At 67.2% G+C, this 17018-nt stretch carries 13 protein-coding genes; 7 read left to right on the top strand and 6 right to left on the bottom strand.

The features are described from left to right. Positions 1-48 precede the first annotated feature (48 nt). From GYB83_RS08435 to GYB83_RS08450, 4 genes are all read left to right on the top strand, one after another. The gene (locus tag GYB83_RS08435; protein WP_161895065.1) at positions 49-522 is read left to right on the top strand and encodes a MarR family winged helix-turn-helix transcriptional regulator; all 474 of its coding nucleotides are present in this window, start codon (positions 49-51) and stop codon (positions 520-522) included. Further along, on the top strand, positions 519-2063 hold the full coding sequence (locus GYB83_RS08440; protein ID WP_161895066.1) for a DHA2 family efflux MFS transporter permease subunit: 1545 nt from the start codon (positions 519-521) through the stop codon (positions 2061-2063). Before GYB83_RS08435 ends, GYB83_RS08440 begins: the two co-directional genes overlap by 4 nt. A gap of 151 nt (positions 2064-2214) precedes the next feature. Then, positions 2215-3591 carry a 3' terminal RNA ribose 2'-O-methyltransferase Hen1 gene (locus GYB83_RS08445; RefSeq protein ID WP_161895067.1) on the top strand — a complete coding sequence of 459 codons (1377 nt, stop codon included), beginning with the start codon at positions 2215-2217 and terminating at the stop codon, positions 3589-3591. Then, a complete protein-coding gene (locus GYB83_RS08450; RefSeq protein WP_161895068.1) occupies positions 3584-6097 on the top strand; it encodes a polynucleotide kinase-phosphatase in 2514 nt (837 codons plus the stop codon). The genes GYB83_RS08445 and GYB83_RS08450 overlap by 8 nt, the downstream gene beginning before the upstream one ends. A 62-nt stretch (positions 6098-6159) precedes the next feature. Here the strand turns inward: GYB83_RS08450 and GYB83_RS08455 are convergent, their stop codons facing one another. Genes GYB83_RS08455 through purB form a run of 3 tightly spaced genes read right to left on the bottom strand, consistent with a single transcriptional unit; the run spans position 6160 to position 10668 of the window. After that, a complete protein-coding gene (locus GYB83_RS08455; protein WP_186349744.1) occupies positions 6160-8307 on the bottom strand; it encodes a S9 family peptidase in 2148 nt (715 codons plus the stop codon). Next, complete coding sequence (locus GYB83_RS08460) at positions 8304-9212, bottom strand: phosphoribosylaminoimidazolesuccinocarboxamide synthase (protein ID WP_161895069.1); 909 nt, start codon at positions 9210-9212, stop codon at positions 8304-8306. Before GYB83_RS08460 ends, GYB83_RS08455 begins: the two co-directional genes overlap by 4 nt. A 28-nt stretch (positions 9213-9240) precedes the next feature. After that, complete coding sequence (gene purB / locus GYB83_RS08465; RefSeq protein WP_161895070.1) at positions 9241-10668, bottom strand: adenylosuccinate lyase; 1428 nt, start codon at positions 10666-10668, stop codon at positions 9241-9243. 60 nt (positions 10669-10728) lie between these two features. On the opposite strand from purB, the gene GYB83_RS24255 reads away from it, so the two are divergent. Further along, positions 10729-10848 carry a DUF8730 family Cys-rich protein gene (locus GYB83_RS24255; protein ID WP_502907666.1) on the top strand — a complete coding sequence of 40 codons (120 nt, stop codon included), beginning with the start codon at positions 10729-10731 and terminating at the stop codon, positions 10846-10848. 2 nt (positions 10849-10850) lie between these two features. Beyond that, positions 10851-11753, top strand: a complete 903-nt coding sequence (locus tag GYB83_RS08470) for an alpha/beta hydrolase-fold protein (RefSeq protein WP_161895071.1) — start codon at positions 10851-10853, stop codon at positions 11751-11753. Between the two features lie 18 nt (positions 11754-11771). Here GYB83_RS08470 and GYB83_RS23575 read toward each other — a convergent pair whose 3' ends face one another. The 3 genes from GYB83_RS23575 to GYB83_RS08485 all read right to left on the bottom strand — a co-directional run bounded on the left by GYB83_RS23575 (position 11772) and on the right by GYB83_RS08485 (position 15308). Continuing rightward, positions 11772-12434 carry an LppP/LprE family lipoprotein gene (locus GYB83_RS23575; RefSeq protein ID WP_228461313.1) on the bottom strand — a complete coding sequence of 221 codons (663 nt, stop codon included), beginning with the start codon at positions 12432-12434 and terminating at the stop codon, positions 11772-11774. Positions 12435-12523: 89 nt separating this feature from the next. Beyond that, positions 12524-13774 carry a phosphoribosylamine--glycine ligase gene (gene purD / locus GYB83_RS08480; RefSeq protein ID WP_161895072.1) on the bottom strand — a complete coding sequence of 417 codons (1251 nt, stop codon included), beginning with the start codon at positions 13772-13774 and terminating at the stop codon, positions 12524-12526. Positions 13775-14099: 325 nt separating this feature from the next. Then, positions 14100-15308, bottom strand: a complete 1209-nt coding sequence (locus GYB83_RS08485) for a low temperature requirement protein A (protein ID WP_228461315.1) — start codon at positions 15306-15308, stop codon at positions 14100-14102. 207 nt (positions 15309-15515) lie between these two features. Between GYB83_RS08485 and GYB83_RS08490 the strand changes: the two genes are divergently transcribed. Beyond that, complete coding sequence (locus tag GYB83_RS08490) at positions 15516-16988, top strand: IS30 family transposase (RefSeq protein WP_371865023.1); 1473 nt, start codon at positions 15516-15518, stop codon at positions 16986-16988. Positions 16989-17018 lie beyond the last annotated feature (30 nt).

The following is a 17018-nucleotide window of genomic DNA, read 5'->3' on the forward strand; positions in this document are numbered from 1 at the left end:
ACCACTAATTGTGTTGCAGCAATAGTTGCGTGGACGTAACTTAATTTGGTGCCATCAATCGACTCCGCCGACGAATCCGTCCGCAGCACGCGCGACGCGCTGCGGTCGTTCCTCGAATACCTCGCCGAGTTGCACGGAAAGCGCACGGTCGACTCGCTCGCCACCACGGAGCTCACACTCTCCCAGGTGCGCATGCTGCTCGTCCTCCGCCAGAAATGCGACGCGATCTCGGTGAACTGCCTCGCCGACGCCGTGGGCCTCTCGCTCGCGGCCGCCGGACGAGGTGTGGACCGTCTGGTCGGCATCGACCTGGTCGACCGTCGCGAAGACTCGGCCGATCGCCGCGTCAAGCGACTCTCCTTGACCGAAAAGGGCACCGACCTGCTCGACAAGCATTTCGCGATCAAGGACGACGACCTCAACGGTGTGGTCACATCCCTGCCCGCCGATGTCCGGGCCCGCTTCCGCGACGCCCTGTCCGACGTACTGATTCATCTCTCACCAGAGAAAGTGACCTCATGACCTCACCAGCTTCGGCGGCCGCGCCGGACAAGCTCGGCCGCGACGTCTTCGTCGTCGCGGGCGTCATCGTGCTCGGCGCGATCATGTCGATCCTCGACGTGACCGTCGTGTCCGTCGCCCAGCCCACCTTCATCACCGAGTTCGGCACCACGTCGGCAGGCGCCGCATGGTCCATGACCGGCTACACGCTGGCCCTCGCGGCCGTCATCCCGACGGCCAGCTGGGCCGCGTCACGCTTCGGCACCAAACGCGTCTACATGGCGTCCCTGATCCTGTTCCTCATCGGATCGGTGCTGTGCGCACTGGCCTGGAACATCGGCTCGCTCGTCGCGTTCCGCGTGATCCAGGGCTTCGGCGGAGGCCTGCTCATGCCCATCGGCATGATGATCATGACCCGCGCCGCGGGCCCCGAACGAGTCGGCTCGGTCATGGCAGTGCTCGGCATCCCGATGCTCCTCGGCCCGATCATGGGCCCGATCCTCGGCGGCTGGCTCATCGAGATCGCCAGCTGGCACTGGGTGTTCCTGATCAACGTCCCGATCGGCGTGATCGCCCTCGTCTACGCATGGTTCGCGCTGCCCGCCGGCGACCAGGAACCCGGCCGCAAGATCGACGTCCCCGGCCTGCTCATGCTGTCTCCCGGCCTCGCGCTGTTCCTGTTCGGCGTCTCGTCGAGCGCCGAGGAGCGCACCTTCAACGCGCCGCGTGTCTACATTCCGATGATCATCGGCGCCATCCTGATCGGCCTGTTCGTCCGCCACGCGTTCCGCACCACGCACCCGCTGCTCGACCTGCGCCTGTTCCGCAACCGGACGCTGCGCATCTCGGTCATCACGATGTCGCTGTTCGCGATGGCCTTCTTCGGCGCATCGCTGCTGTACCCGCAGTACTTCATCGTCGTCCGCGGCGAGTCGACCCTCATGGCGGGCCTGCTGTTGGCTCCGCAGGGCATCGGCGCCATGCTGACCATGCCGATCGCGGGCCGGATGACCGACAAGATCGGTCCCGGCAAGTTCGTCCTCACCGGCCTCGTCCTGATCGCGATCGGCGTCTCCGCGTTCATCACGATCGGCACCGACACCTCGTACTGGTTCCTGTGCGCCGCACTGTTCGTCCAGGGCCTCGGCATGGGCATGACCATGATGCCGATCATGTCGTCGGCCCTCGCCACGCTGCGCGGACCGGAGATCTCCGACGGCTCGACCCTGATGAACGCCATCCAGCAGACCTCGTCGTCGATCGGCACCGGCGTCATCACCGTCATCTTCACCACCATGCTCGCCCCGCTGTCCCAGGCCATGATGCAGGCGGGCGGCGACGAGGACAAGAGCCTCAAGGTTCTCGCGGAGCACGGGTACACCGACCCGAAGGCTGGCATCGGAGCATTCCTGTCCGACACCGCGTCCACCTACGGTGACACGTTCATCATCGCGACCGTCCTCGTCGCGCTGACGCTGATCCCCGCGTTCTTCCTCCCCCGCCGCAAGCTGGTGGCCGAGGGCGCCGCGGACGAGCAGAAGGTCCCCGTCGCGATGCACTGATCGCACTGGCCTTTCAACTTCGGCACTCCCCGCCGCGCTATGCGCGGTGGGGAGTGCCGAAGTTGTTTCGGCGGATATGTTGTTGCCCCAGAGTTGCGGCCGGGATAGACATGAGTGTCCGTATCCGCGCTATTCAGGGGAATGTCCTCCGGTGATCCTGACCATTTCGACGACGCATCGGCCCGCCACCGATCTCGGGTTCCTCTTGCACAAGCATCCGGACCGGGTTCAACAGTTCTCGGAATCGTTCGGCTCGGCGACGGTCTTCTACCCTGATGCGGACGAGGATCGCTGCACGGTGGCCTTGATGCTCGACGTCGACCCCATCGCGTTGGCCCGCTCACGTGGTCGGCGATCACCCGACTTCGCTCTCGCGCAGTACGTCAACGATCGACCGTATGCCGCGACGTCGCTGCTCGCGGTCGCGCTCGGTCGAGTCTTCCGCACCGCTCGGACGGGCCGCTGCGATTCACGGCAAGCCCTCGCCGACTCGGTTCTCCCGCTCGAGGTCACGGTCCCTGTGCTGCCCTGCCGCGGAGGACCGGATTTCGCGCAGCGGATCTTCGCTCCCCTCGGCTGGGAGGTCGACGCCGATCCGATCGCTCTCGACCCGGCGTTTCCCGACTGGGGAGACTCGAGGTACGTCCGCCTGCAGTTGAAGGGCGACGTCCGGCTCGCCGACGCGGTGAATCAGCTCTACGTGCTGCTGCCCGCGTTCGACTCGTCGAAGCACTACTGGCAGGACTCGACCGAGGTGGACAAGCTCCTGAACGCCGGCGGCGACTGGCTCGCATCCCATCCCGCGCGCGACACGATCGTCTCCCGGTATCTGGCCCGTACCAGCGGACTCACCGGCATCGCACGTGCGCGCCTCGCCGAGCTCGACGACACCCCAGACGAGCCCGCGGAGGAGCTGCCCGTCGCCGCGCGCTCGGCGCCGCTCAACGCGCAGCGGCACGCCGCGGTGCTCGCCGAGATCGACCGCCTCCGACCCGCCTCCGTGATCGACCTCGGCTGCGGGTCCGGGCGGCTCCTGTCGAAGCTGCTGCGTACAGACGTCTCGCGCGTGGCGGGCTGCGACGTGTCCACGCGCGAGCTCACCCGGGCCGCCGAGTACCTGCACGTGGAGAACATGACCGAGCGCCAGTCCGCGCGCCTCTACCTCTTCCAGGCCGCGCTGACCTACGTCGACGAGAGGTTCTCCGGGTACGACGTCGCCGTCCTCATGGAAGTGATCGAGCACCTCGACCTCCCTCGACTCGACGCTCTGGAGCGTGTCGTGTTCGGTGTCGCCCGACCCGGCGCGGTCCTCGTGACCACCCCCAATGTCGAATACAACGTCCGCTACGAGGACCTTGTCGGCGCCCGCCATCCGGATCACCGGTTCGAGTGGACGCGTGCCGAGTTCTCGGCGTGGGCCGACCGCGTCGCGGCCGACAACGGCTACCGGGTCGACTACCGCGGGATCGGCGACACCGACCCCGCTCTTGGATCCCCTACGCAGATGGCGGTGTTCACTCGTGACTGACGTTCCCGACCCGACCGTGATCGGTGTGCCGATCGCGGGCCTCGTGCTGCTCGTCGGCACGTCAGGATCCGGCAAGTCGACGTTCGCCGCGCGCCACTTCCTCCCGACCGAGGTCGTGTCGAGCGACGTCTGCCGGGGTCTGGTCTCCGACGACGAGAACGATCTGGCCGCGACGGCCGACGCATTCGACCTGCTGCATCACCTCGTCGGCATCCGGCTGCGCCGCGGACTTCTCACCGTCGTCGACGCGACCAACACCCAGCCGAAGTCGCGGGCGTCGTTGATCCGCCTCGCACGCGACCACGACGTCCTCATCGACGCGGTGGTCCTCGACGTTCCGGAGTCGGTCGCGGTGGCCCGCAACGATGCTCGGTCCGACCGCGAATTCGGCTCTCATGTGATCCGTCGCCAGAGGGCCGACCTCAAACGGTCGCTGTCCAAGATGCGAAAGGAGGGATTCCGCAGGGTCCACCACCTGCGCGGGGTCGAGGAGATCGACGACGTGAGCATCCGGCGTGACCGACCGTGGAACGACCGATCGGACCTGACCGGTCCTTTCGACGTGATCGGAGACGTCCACGGGTGCGCCTCCGAGCTCGTGTCGCTGCTCGTCGCGCTCGATTGGGTCGTCGACTACACCGACGGCAACGCCGTCGGCGCTCACCATCCGGAGGGCCGGACGGCTGTTTTCGTCGGCGACCTCGTGGACCGGGGCCCCGACACTCCTGGCGTCCTGCGACTTGTCATGGCGATGGTCGACGCTGGGGTCGCCTTGTGCGTCGCAGGCAATCACGAGGACAAGCTCGCTCGTGCGCTTCGAGGCCGGAAGGTGACGGTCTCGCACGGCCTCGCCGAGTCCCTTGCTCAACTCGACGCCGAGACCGACGACTTCCGCACGACGTGCGCCGAGTTCCTCGACGGACTGATCAGCCACTTCGTGCTGGACGGCGGGCGTCTTGTCGTCGCTCACGCGGGCCTGAAGGAGGCGTACCACGGGCGGTCGTCCCGACGGGTGCGCGCGTTTGCGCTGTACGGCGACACGTCTGGCGAGACGGACGAGTTCGGCCTTCCGGTTCGCTACCCGTGGGCCGACGAGTACCGCGGCTCGGCCACCGTCGTCTACGGCCACACCCCGACCCCGACTCCGGAGTGGGTCAACAACACGATCTGCATCGACACCGGCGCGGTCTTCGGCGGTTCCCTGACCGCCATGCGCTACCCCGAGCGGGATCTGGTGTCGGTCCCCGCCGACCGCGAGTGGTATCCGCCGTCGCGGCCGCTGGCGCCGGTGGAGCCTCCGCGGGATCCCGCGGTGCTTCGGATCGACGACGTCTCGGGCACTCGCTGGGTCGAGAGTCCACGTGTGGGAAAGGTCAAGATCCTCCAGGAGAACGCCGCTGCGGCGTTGGAGGTGATGAGTCGCTTCGCCGTCGACCCCAGGTGGCTGGTGTACCTGCCGCCGACCATGTCGCCCGCCTCCACCTCGACGGCCGACGGCTTCCTAGAACATCCGCTCCAGGCGTTCGACGACTACCTCGGGTGGGGTGTCCAGCGAGTGGTGTGCGAGGAGAAGCACATGGGCTCCCGCGCCATCGCGGTGATGACTCGGGGCCCGTCCGTGGCGGCACGGCGTTTCGGGGTCACCGACGGCAGCTCCGGCGTGGTGTACACGCGGACCGGACGGTCGTTCTTCGACGACACCTCGGCACTTGTCGACGATCTGCGTGCCGCGGTCGCGCCGTTGTTCGACTCCCTCGAAACGGACTGGTTGGTCCTCGACTGCGAGGTGCTTCCGTGGTCGGCGAAGGCTCTCGGCTTGATCACCTCCCAGTACGCGTCGGTGGGAGCCGCCGCGACCACCGCGCTGCCCGCTGTCGGGGATCTGCTCGACCGAGCGGGCGCGCGAGGGCTCGACGTCGCGGAACTGGCCGGACGGGTCTCGACGCGCCTCGACAACGCGCTGGCGTTCCGTGACGCCTACGCCGCCTACTGCGAGTCGGGTGAGCAGACGATCCGCGTCGCGCCGTTCCAGATCCTCGCCGTCGAGGGCCGACTGCTCGCGGAGACGGAGCCGCACGAGTGGCACATGGCCGAGCTGGGACGCCTCGATCATCCGTTGATCGTGCCGACGCGCCACCGGACCGTCGACCTCACGTCGGAATCCGACCGTGAGGAGGCCGTGCGGTGGTGGACGGAGCTGACGAGCGCCGGAGACGAGGGCATGGTCGTCAAACCCGCCGATCTCGTGTCGCCGAGGGTGCAGCCGGGACTGAAGGTCCGTGGTCGGGAGTACCTGCGGATCATCTACGGCCCGGACTACACCGGTTCGCTCGAGGTGCTGCGGTCGCGCGGACTCGGGCGGAAGCGTTCACTGGCGACCCGCGAGCACGGTCTCGGTCTGGACGGGTTGGCCGCATTCGTCGACGGACGTCCCCTGTGGGAGGTCCATCAGAACGTGTTCGGCGTCCTCGCCTTGGAGTCTGAGCCGGTCGATCCGCGGCTGTGATGAAACTTCGGCACTCCCTGCCGCGCATAGCGCGGTGGAGAGTGCCGAAGTTGCGTCAGGACTCAGACCGCACCGGAGGCGCGGAGTATCCAGGCGTGCTCGAAAGCGATCTCGGCCCACTGCTTGTAGCGGCCGCTGACACCGCCGTGGCCTGCGGACATCTCCGTCTTGAGGAGGATGGGGGCGTCCGACGTCGTCGTGGCCTGCAGGGCGGCGACCCACTTGGCCGCCTCGGTGTACAACACTCGGGTGTCGTTGAACGACGCCAACGCGAGGATCGTCGGATACGCCCGCGGGCCGACGTTCTCGTACGGCGAGTACGACTTCATGTACTCGTACACCTCGGGATCGTCGTACGGGTTGCCCCACTCGTCCCACTCGGTGACCGTCAGCGGCAGGCTCGGATCGAGCATCGACGTGAGCGCGTCGACGAACGGCACACCGGCGAGGACGCCGCCGAACAGTTCCGGAGCCATGTTCACCACGGCGCCCATGAGGAGTCCGCCCGCCGAACCGCCGTCGGCCACCAGCTGCGACGCGCTTGTCCGGCCCGAGTCGATGAGGTGACGGGCGACGGCGATGTAGTCGGTGAACGTGTTGCGCTTGTTCAGCAGACGGCCGCTCTCATACCAGTTCCGGCCGAGTTCGCCGCCGCCTCGGATGTGCGCGTACGCGAGGACCACCCCGCGGTCCAGCAACGACAACCGGGGGATCGAGAAGCCGGGGTCGAGCGGCAATTCGTACGCGCCGTACCCGACGAGAAGCACCGGGGCGGGCCCGTCTGCGAGGTCGCGGCGGTGCACGAGCGACACCGGGACGCGGGTGCCGTCGTCGGCGACGGCCCAGTCGCGGGTCGCCACATAGGTCGACGGGTCGTAGTCGCCGAGCACCGTCTGACGACGCAGCAGGGTGCGTTCCCCGGTGGCGACGTCGAGTTCGACGGCCTCGGTCGGGTCGACGAAACTCGTGTACACCAGGCGCAGTCGGGGCGTGCACCACTCCGGGTTCGACCCCAGGGCGGGCGACGACAGTTCCTGGTCGAACGTGATCTCGTGGAAGTCGTCGACCGTCGGGACGCCGTCTATCCCGCGAAGATCGGCGACGGCGACCCGCGGCACGGCCTGCGACCGGTACGACAGCACGAGGTAGTCGCGGAAGCAGTCGACCTCTTCGATGCGGCGGGTCGGGTCGTGCGGAATCAGGGGTCGACGGGCGGCGATGTCGTCGACGGGCGCGATGTCGACCGCGTACTCGACGGCCTTTCCGCCCTGCCCGTCGTCACCGTTGTGGACGATGACGAAGTAGTCGTCGCCGCCGATGATCGCGTGCTCGACGCCGTACTCGATGCCGGGAGTGCGTCCGGCGATGCTGACGAACTCGCCGGTCGGGTCGTCGGCAGACAGGATGAACGACTCGGTCGTCACCTTCGACTCGGAACTGATCACCAGGTAGCGGTCGCTGGCGGTGCCGCCGACGCCCACCCAGAAGTGCTCGTCCGGCTCGTGGAAGACGAGAACGTCGTCGACGCCCGCGCCGACCTCGTGACGCCACACCTTGTCGGGGCGCCACGCGTCGTCGACGGTCAGGTAGAACACGAAGCGGCCGTCGATCGACCACACGGCGCTGCCCGCGGTGTCGACGATCTCGCCGGGCAGATCATCGCCGGTGTCGAGGTCGCGGATACGCAGCGTGTAACGCTCGTCGCCCTCCAGGTCGACGCCGTAGGCGATGCGACGACCGTCGTGGCTCATCGAGACGACCGCGTTGTAGAAGTCGTGCCCCTGAGCCTCCGCCTCCATGTCGAAGTACACCTGCTCGCCGGGCAGGGTCTCGTCGAGCGACACCTGCGGCGGCGTCCAGTCGTCGTCGCTCGCGATCGGGCACCGGCAGTACCGCGGATACGCGTGGCCCTGCGTGGTCCGCACGTAGTACCAGTAGCCCTCGCTGCGCACGGGAACACCCATGTCGGTCTCGCGGGTGCGCGCCTTGATCTCACCGAAGATCGCCGACCGCAGATCGGCGAGATCGGCGGTCTGCGCGTCGGCGAACGCGTTCTGCGCCTCCAGGTACGCGGTGACCTCGGGATCCTCCTTCTCCCCGAGCCACGCGTACTCGTCGACGAAGACGTCCCCGTGGTGGACGCGTTCGCTGTGAACGCGCTTGGCGACGGGCGGCCGCACCTCGCTCATCGACCGCCGAACGTCGCTCATCGATCCCCGAGCGCAGTCGAGGGGGCCGGCCAGTCGGCGAACGACAGCTGCGAGATGCGCTCGTACGCCTCGATGTAGCGGGCGCGGGTCCGCTCGGCGACGTCGGCGGGCAGGGCGGGAGGCTCGGCGCCCGAGTTCTTGTCCCACCCGGAGTCGGGCCCGGTGAGCCAGTTGCGGACGATCTGCTTGTCGAAGCTCGGCTGCACCCGGCCGGGGGTGTACAGCTCGGCGTCCCAGTAGCGCGACGAGTCGGGTGTGAGGACCTCGTCGGCGAGGATCAGCGAACCGTCCTCGGCCTGTCCGAACTCGAACTTGGTGTCGGCCAGGATGATTCCGCGTTCGGCCGCCAGATCGGCTCCGCGGCCGTAGATGTCGAGCGTCGCGTCGCGCAGTCGTTCGGCGAGTTCACGTCCGACGGTCTCGGCGACCTGGTCGATCGACACGTTCTCGTCATGGTCGCCCAGATCGGCCTTCGTGGCGGGGGTGAAGATCGGCTCCGGCAGCTTGTCCGACTCACCGAGGCCCTCCGGCAGGTCGACGCCGCACACCAATCCGGTCGCGCGGTAGTCGATCAGACCCGACCCGGTGAGGTATCCGCGCGCCACACACTCGACGGGCACCATCGGCAGCTTCCGAACCACCATCGATCGGCCGACGAGCTCGGCCGGGATCCGCTCGTCCATCGGACCGCCCGCGAGATGGTTGGGCACGCCGAGCACGTCGAACCAGAAGAAGCTCGCCGCCGTCAGGATCCGTCCCTTGTCCGGGATCGGCGTCGACAGGATGAAGTCGTACGCCGAGATGCGGTCGGACGTGACCAACAGCAACGTCTGCTCGTCGATCTCGTAGATGTCGCGGACCTTGCCGGAGGCGACGTGTCGGTAGTCGGAGAGTGCGGGACGCATGTGCTGGGGAGCCTTTGCGGTAGGGGGCTTAGAGGATCGGCGCTGGAGCGTAGGCGACGGCGTCCGGGTAGGCGTCGAACCACGTCTGCGCTGCGGCTACGACGGCCGCGACCTGCGCGTCCGCGGCACCGGTGAACGCGGCCTTGTCGGCGATCAACTCGTCGAGCTGAGCGCGGTCGAGCGGGATCCGGTCGTCGGCGGCGAGGCGGTCGAGCAGGTCGGGCTCGCGCCCCTCCTCCCGCATAGCGAGTGCGACGGCGACGGCGTTCTCCTTGATCGCCTCGTGCGCGGTCTCCCGGCCGACACCGGCGCGGACGGACGCCATCAGCACCTTGGTGGTCGCGAGGAACGGCAGGTAGCGGTCGAGCTCGTTGGCGATGACGGCCGGGTACGCGCCGAACTCGGCGAGCACCGTCAGGAACGTCTCCATGAGGCCGTCGATCGCGAAGAACGCGTCGGGCAGTGCCACGCGGCGGACGACGGAACAGAACACGTCGCCCTCGTTCCACTGGGCTCCGGCGAGTTCGCCGGTCATCGACGCGTAGCCGCGGAGAATGACGGCGAGACCGTTGACGCGCTCGCAGCTGCGGGTGTTCATCTTGTGGGGCATTGCCGAGCTGCCGACCTGGCCGGGCTGGAAACCCTCGGTGACGAGTTCGTGGCCCGCCATCAGCCGGATCGTGGTCGCCAACGACGACGGTCCCGCCGCGATCTGGACCAGCGACGACACGACGTCGAAGTCGAGCGAGCGCGGATACACCTGGCCGACCGAGGTCAACGCGTTGGAGAAACCGAGGTGCGCGGCCACCTTGGCCTCGAGCTGGTCGAGTTTGGTCGCGTCGCCGTCGAGCAGGTCGAGCATGTCCTGGCTGGTGCCCATCGGGCCCTTGATGCCCCGGAGCGGGTAGCGGGCGATCAGTTCGTCGACGCGGGTCAACGCGATCATCAGTTCGTCGGCGGCCGACGCGAAACGCTTGCCGAGCGTCGTCGACTGTGCGGCCACGTTGTGGCTGCGGCCGGCCATCACGACCGTCGCGTACTGGGCGGCGCGCTCGGTGATGCGGGCCAGTACGGCGACACCGTTCGCGCGCACGTGCTGCAGCGACAGGAGCACCTGGAGCTGTTCGACGTTCTCCGTGAGATCACGGCTCGTCATGCCCTTGTGGATGTGTTCGTGGCCCGCGAGGTCGTTGAACTCCTCGATGCGCGCCTTCACGTCGTGCCGGGTCACCCGCTCGCGGTCGGCGATCGACTCGAGGTCGATCTGGTCGACGACGCGCTCGTAGTCGGCGATCGCGGCGGCGGGGACGTCGATCCCCAGATCGCGCTGCGCCTTCATCACGGCGATCCACAGTCGACGCTCGAGGGCGATCTTGTGCTGCGGCGACCAGATCTGCGCGAGGTCGGCAGAGGCGTAGCGATTGGCGAGGACGTTGCTGATGGCAGGTTTACCCACGTGGAGCAGTCTACTTCCGACGCCGCGCGCCGACGAAAGCGCAGGCCGTAGACTGGTCGCATGTGTTTTCCCGTCACCTGTAACCGTTGCGGCAAGATCACGTGGGACGGCTGCGGTTCGCACGTCGACGAGGTCATGTCGCAGGTAGCGCCCGAGCAGCGCTGCACCTGCCCGCGCTGAGCGTGCCGACCTCCGATCTGACGCGACGCGGCCTGCTGTCCGCGTTCGCGGGCGCCGCCCTGATCGGCGTCGCCGCCTGCTCCACCGACGACGATCCGATCGAGTCGACCGACGTCGCCCATGTCGGCCCCGACGACGAGTTGCCCCGCGAGACGTCGCCCGGCGAGATCCCCGCCGATCCGCCGGTCGTGACCGGCGAGTTCGTGTCGACCAAGATGGCCGGCCGACTCACCCGGTGGGCGGTGGCCCGCCCACGCGGGGTATCCGGCGAACTGCCGGTGGTGCTCGTCGCGCACGCCCTGAACACCGATGAGAAGACGCTGTTCCGACCGTCGATGAACATGCAGGGCGAGCTGCAGAAGTACGTCGACGCGGGCAATCCGCCGTTCGCGTTGGCGACGGTCGACGTCGGCCGCAACTACTACCACCTGCGGTCGGACGGCGCGGACGGCGCCGCGATGATGCTCGACGAGTACCTGCCGATGCTCGACGCGAGCCCCGAGCTGAACCTGCGGATCGACCGCATCGGGCTGTTCGGCTGGTCGATGGGCGGGTACGGAGCCCTCCGTCTCGCGACGATCCTCGGTCCGCAGCGCGTGGCGTCGATCGCCGTCAGCTCACCCGCGATGTGGGCCGACCCGTCGATGTTCCCGCCGCGCGCATTCGACTCGTACGCCGACTACCAGGCCAATTCACTCTTCGGGCAGCAGCGCGCCTTCGCGAAGATCCCGCTGATGATCAGCATCGGGACGTCGGATCAGTTCTACACGTACACGCGCCGCTGGGCGGCCGACCTGCACCCGCCCGCCGCGTTCGCGACCACCCCGGGCGGCCACACCAATCGCTTCTGGCGATCGGTGATGGCAGACCAGATCGAGTTCCTCGGGCGGTCGCTCGCGCGGTGACCGGCGGGACGGCTCGGGTCACGTGGCTGGCGGGAACTGTCCCTGTCGAACGACGGCTCCGTTCGACACGCTCGCGGTGACCATCGTCGGACCTCCCTGTGGGCAGCAGAACGGATCGCTCGCCCGCAGCCAGCGGTACTTCACTGTCACCGAGTCGAGAGTGCTGCCCGCGATCGACGTGTACGAGTACTCGTGCGGTTCGACGGTGCCGACGAACTCTCCGCCGTGGAACAGCAACACCCGCGAGGTGTACGTCGCGTCGTTGAATCCGGATCCGTCGACTTTGAGCCAGTCCAGCCCGCATCCCCCGGACAGCGGGTTGTTGCTGGCGCCCGAGATCCGCCACTGGCCGCCGTTCGAGTCGTTGCCGAGCGACTCGATGGAGTCTTTCGCGAGTCGCGAGTTCAGATCGAAGCACAGGCCGTGTCCGCTGCCGTTCATGGCCGCCTGCGTGGTGGTGACGCCCGGAGTCTGCCGAGTCGTGGTGACACCGGTCGTCACGACCTGGGTCTGGTCGTGCGTGGCCGCGGTCGCCGTCGTCTGCGACGTGGCCTCCACGTCCGCGGCGGTCGTGGTGCGCGACGACGCCACGGACGACGCCTGATCGGCGGCGGCACAGCCCGTCATGCTCAGTGCCGCCGCGGTGACGACGATGGACGCCCGCAGTGCTCGTCGATTCATGATGCCTCCCCAGTGTGTGAACGGTCGTGTCTCGTTCATCGGGAGGCTTCCCGTCACCGTGTCACCGGTGTCGTCCGAATGAATGACCCTCAGAGGGTGATGCGGCCCTCTTCGGCGGCTTTGCCGATGTCGGTGCGGAAATGCGATCCCGGCAGGCTGACCTGGGACAACCGTTCGTACGCCTGGGCGCGCGCGGCCGCGAGATCCGCACCGCGTCCGACGACGGACAGCACTCGTCCGCCCGATGAGACGATCGCGCCGTCGACGACCTTGGTGCCCGCGTGCAGGACGCCGTCGTTGGCCGCCCCGGTGATCGGGTCGCCGGTGCGCGGGGTTCCGGGGTAGTTCTCCGCGGCCAGGACGACGACCACCGCACTGCCGTCGTGCCATTCGAGCGCGGGCAGGTCGGCGAGCGTGCCGTTCGCGACGGCCTCGAGCACGTCGCCGAGCGGCGTCCGCAGCATGTCGAGGACGGCCTGGGTCTCGGGATCGCCGAAGCGGCAGTTGAATTCGACGACCGACGGGCCGTCCGGCCCGATCGCGAGCCCCGCGTACAGCAGCCCGGAGAATGCCGTTCCCCGCTTGACGAGTTCGGCCGCGACCGGGCGGACCACGTCGTCGACGATGGTCTGCACCATGCCGTCCGGCAGCCACGGCAGCGGCGTGTACGCACCCATGCCGCCGGTGTTCGGGCCCTCGTCGTCGTCGCCGACGCGCTTGTGGTCCTGGGCGGGCAGCAGCGGGACCACGGTGTCGCCGTCGACCAGGCAGAACAGGGACACCTCGGGTCCGTCGAGGAAGCTTTCGAGCAGCACCGGGTTGCCCGCGGTGATCACCTCGACGGCGTGTGCGCGGGCCGCGTCCCGGTCGGGGGTGACGACGACGCCCTTGCCCGCGGCGAGGCCGTCGTCCTTGACCACCCAGACGGGTCCGAAGCGGTCGAGCGCGCCGTCGACGTCGTCGACGGAGGTGACGCTCTCGGCACGCGCGGTGGCGACGCCGGCCGCGGCCATGACGTCCTTGGCGAACGCCTTCGACCCCTCGATCTGCGCGGCTGCCGCGCTCGGACCGAATGTCGGGAATCCGGCGGCACGCAGCGCGTCGGCCACACCGTGGACCAGCGGGACCTCGGGACCGATGACGACGAGGTCGGCTCCGACCTCTCGTGCCAGTGCGACCACCGCGTCGCCGGAGTTCGCGTCCACCGCGTGGTTGGTCGCGATCGCCGCCGTTCCAGCGTTGCCGGGAGCGGCGTGGAGTTCCGTCACCGACGGGTCGCGGTCGAGTCCGAGGAGGAGGGCGTGTTCGCGGCCGCCCGAGCCGATCACCAATGCGCGCACGGTGACAACAGTAGGGCATGCCCGGGTTGTTTCAAATTGACATCATGGTGGTTGAGCTGGGCCGGAGCGTTAGCGGAGGCCCTTCCGCTAACGCTTCGCAACCGCTCAACCAGCATGACGGCGACATCGGTTCATTTGTGCAACAGCCCGTGCCCGCGGAGCGGGCAGATCGCCGAAGGAGACTCCGGGTCTATGCCACGCGTCAACTCGTCCGACTCATACCGACTGACGTGTTAAGTATTTCGGCAAGACTTAACATGTCGAGCGGATGTGTCAGATGACCTGACACGTCCGGCCGAACCGCTCCCCCGGGAGGAACTGCCGGTCAACCTGCCGCGTCGACGCTGCCGTTGAGCTCGATGACGAGGGTTGCCAGCACCGGCGCGAGCGCGCCGACGACGACTCCGACGAGCAGCGGTCCGCCCGCCGCCACGAGGGCGACGGCCGCGACGACCGGCGCGACCGCGGCCAGGGTCATCCACATCGCCAGACGCGTCGGACCCGCGAGATAGAAGTGCAGGGCGATGGCCCCGAGAGTGAAGATCAGCAGCGGGATCGCCGACGTGAGCAGCACACTCATCTCGGAGATGTGCGCTTCGCCTTCGATCCAGAGGGCGATCACGTGCATACCCGCGCCGACGGCCGCGCAGCCCATGAAGACCGGGACCATGCCGTATCCCCACACGAAGCAGCGGTCTCGATTCTCGTCGAGGGCGTCACCGTTGGGCATGATCGTGTACAGCCACCACATGGCGAAAGTGACGCCGAGCGCCGTCGCACCGAGCACGGCAGTCTGCGCGCTCCAGCCGGTCCGACCGATCTGCGCCTGCAGGACCGCGACGGTGCCGACGACTCCCTCGCCGAGCGTGATGACCACCAACGTCGAGTACCGCTCGGTGATGTGGAACGGATTCCACGGGGTGCGCTTGACGAACACCTCGGCGATGAACGGGCCGAGGAACTCGACGAACACGCAGATCCCGATCGAGACGAGCGTGAGCGCGAGGCCCATCGGCGCGAGGGCGACGACGATCCACCCGAGCTGCGCGACGATGCTCGCGATCGCGTAGGTGAGGCAGGTCCCCCGATACGGCGGCGATTGCAGTGCGGCCCGCAGCCATTGCGGGATCAAACCGATCCGCATCACCATGTAGCCGAAGACGATCACCTTCACGTCGATGTGATGGTCGGCGTCGATCGAGGTGAAGACGGCGGGGATGCCGGTCGCCATGATCGAGACGCCGATCATCTGGACCAGGACCGACAGGCGGAACCACGGGTCGTCGGTGTCGAATGCCGACGCGAACCACGCGAAGTTGATCCACGCCCAGATGGCTCCGAACGTGACGATCAGGTAGCCGACGATCGCGGTGAAGAACTTGCCTTCGGCGAGGAACTCGGCGAGTTGAACGCCTGCGACGGCGAACAGGACCACGAAGATCAGGTCGTAGAAGACCTCGAGTCCGCTGCCTGCGCGCTCCCCTTCATCGGGGTCCCTGCCGGTCATCCATTGGAGTTCTGTTCTCACGGGCACGGGCCAAGCCTAGGACGTTCGGCTGAGGAGTCGAGCGCAACGTCGATGCGACACGCGCCAATGCGCGAGTGACTACTCGAGACGATAAGTGCAGACCACGTCGTCCATCTCGAATAGAACATACGAACATAGCTATTGTGATGTAAGACATGTCAGAGTAGAGTGGAGATAACAAAAAAACAGACACTCGGCAGGGAGGTGGACACCATGACGAACATCGAACTGCCCGACAATGCGCTGGATCTCGTGCGGTTGCAGGATCAGGTCGCGCAGAGGCTCGCGGTGGTGTCGCTGGCCGGTCTGTCGAATCGCGAACTGCTGGCCGCCTCGGACATCAATGAGCGGTCCAACCGTCGTGGTGTCGGCGTCGATGCACGGCTGTTCGCCGAGGTGTCTCAGCGCGGTGGGCGGATTCAGGTGGCTAGCGCAACACTCCGAGGAGAGGAGTTTGCTGTGCCAGATCGGTTTCCATGGGAGGTTCGCTCGGCTGTCTTGACGGCGCTCATAGAGGGCGGCTCTGGCCGTGACGTTTCCGCCTCGTTGAATGTCGGATTGGCGACGGTCCACAAATGGGCCCATCGCGCTGGACTTCGGTACCACTTCGGCAAGACTGGCGGTGTGATTCCAATGACTGCCGGTCAAGCGACCGGCGAGGTTAAGTATCGGCGACTCACGCTCGCGGACCGTTCCTTCATCGAAGCTGGACTTGCCTGCAGCCCGCCCCTGTCGATGCGCAAGATCGCGGCCGAGCTAGGAGTCGCGCCATCGACAGTCTCCCGTGAGATCAAGACGCGCCAGCAACTCAGCTATAAGGCTCAACCTCACTATCACGCGGCAGCGGCGCACTATGCCGCGGTGGCTGATCGCATAAGACCGAGGGTGGTGAAGCTCGAAGTCTTTGGTGAACTGCGAAATGAAGTTGTGAAACGGTTGAACGACCGACTCTCGCCGGAGCAGGTCTCAGCCGAACTCCGGAAAGAGTTCCCTGACGACCCGGAGATGCATGTGTCGCACGAAACGATCTACCAGGCCCTCTACGTGCAAGGACGAGGGGCGCTGCGGCATGAACTGACCGTCGAGAAGGCCCTGCGCTCGGGACGAGCGGTACGCAAGCCACGCTCGAAGCTGCCGGCCGCGACCAATAGACCGTGGCTTGAAGGAGCCCGCCTCACAGATCGCCCCGCCGAGGCTGCCGATCGAGCGATCCCAGGGCACTGGGAGGGGGACCTGGTTATCGGCTCACGGAACAGCGCCCTGATTAGCTTGGTCGAACGCCGCTCGCGCTACACCCTTGTTGGACGTCTGGTCGACAACCGGCTGGCGCTAACCGTTGCCGAAGTCCTCCAGCAGATGGCAGTGCGTGTACCCGACGCCCTGTTCAGCACGCTCACTTGGGATCAGGGTCCGGAGATGTCTGAACACGCTCAATTCACCGTGGCAACCGACTGCAAAGTGTTCTTCTGCGACCCCCACTCGCCCTGGCAGCGACCCACCAACGAGAACACCAACGGACTGATCCGAGACTTCTATCCGAAGGGCACCGACTTCAACACGGTCAGCGACGAAGACTTGTACGAGATGGAACGCCTCCTCAACCGCCGCCCCCGGAAAGTCCTCGGATGGAACAAACCCCGAGAGGTACTCTTCGAGGACATCACAGGTGTTGCGCTAGCCACCTGAATCCGCCGTGCGTACCGCGAGTTGGGATCG

The sequence above is a fragment of the Gordonia spumicola genome (assembly GCF_009932475.1).
Classification (GTDB): domain Bacteria; phylum Actinomycetota; class Actinomycetes; order Mycobacteriales; family Mycobacteriaceae; genus Gordonia; species Gordonia spumicola.

Coding starts and splice junctions, on each gene's coding strand:
- GYB83_RS23575 (WP_228461313.1), bottom strand. CDS start 12,434: ATGAATCGACGAGCACTGCGGGCGTCCATCGTCGTCACCGCGGCGGCA.
- GYB83_RS24255 (WP_502907666.1), top strand. CDS start 10,729: ATGTGTTTTCCCGTCACCTGTAACCGTTGCGGCAAGATCACGTGGGAC.
- GYB83_RS08440 (WP_161895066.1), top strand. CDS start 519: ATGACCTCACCAGCTTCGGCGGCCGCGCCGGACAAGCTCGGCCGCGAC.
- GYB83_RS08490 (WP_371865023.1), top strand. CDS start 15,516: ATGACGAACATCGAACTGCCCGACAATGCGCTGGATCTCGTGCGGTTG.
- GYB83_RS08455 (WP_186349744.1), bottom strand. CDS start 8,307: ATGAGCGACGTTCGGCGGTCGATGAGCGAGGTGCGGCCGCCCGTCGCC.
- GYB83_RS08460 (WP_161895069.1), bottom strand. CDS start 9,212: ATGCGTCCCGCACTCTCCGACTACCGACACGTCGCCTCCGGCAAGGTC.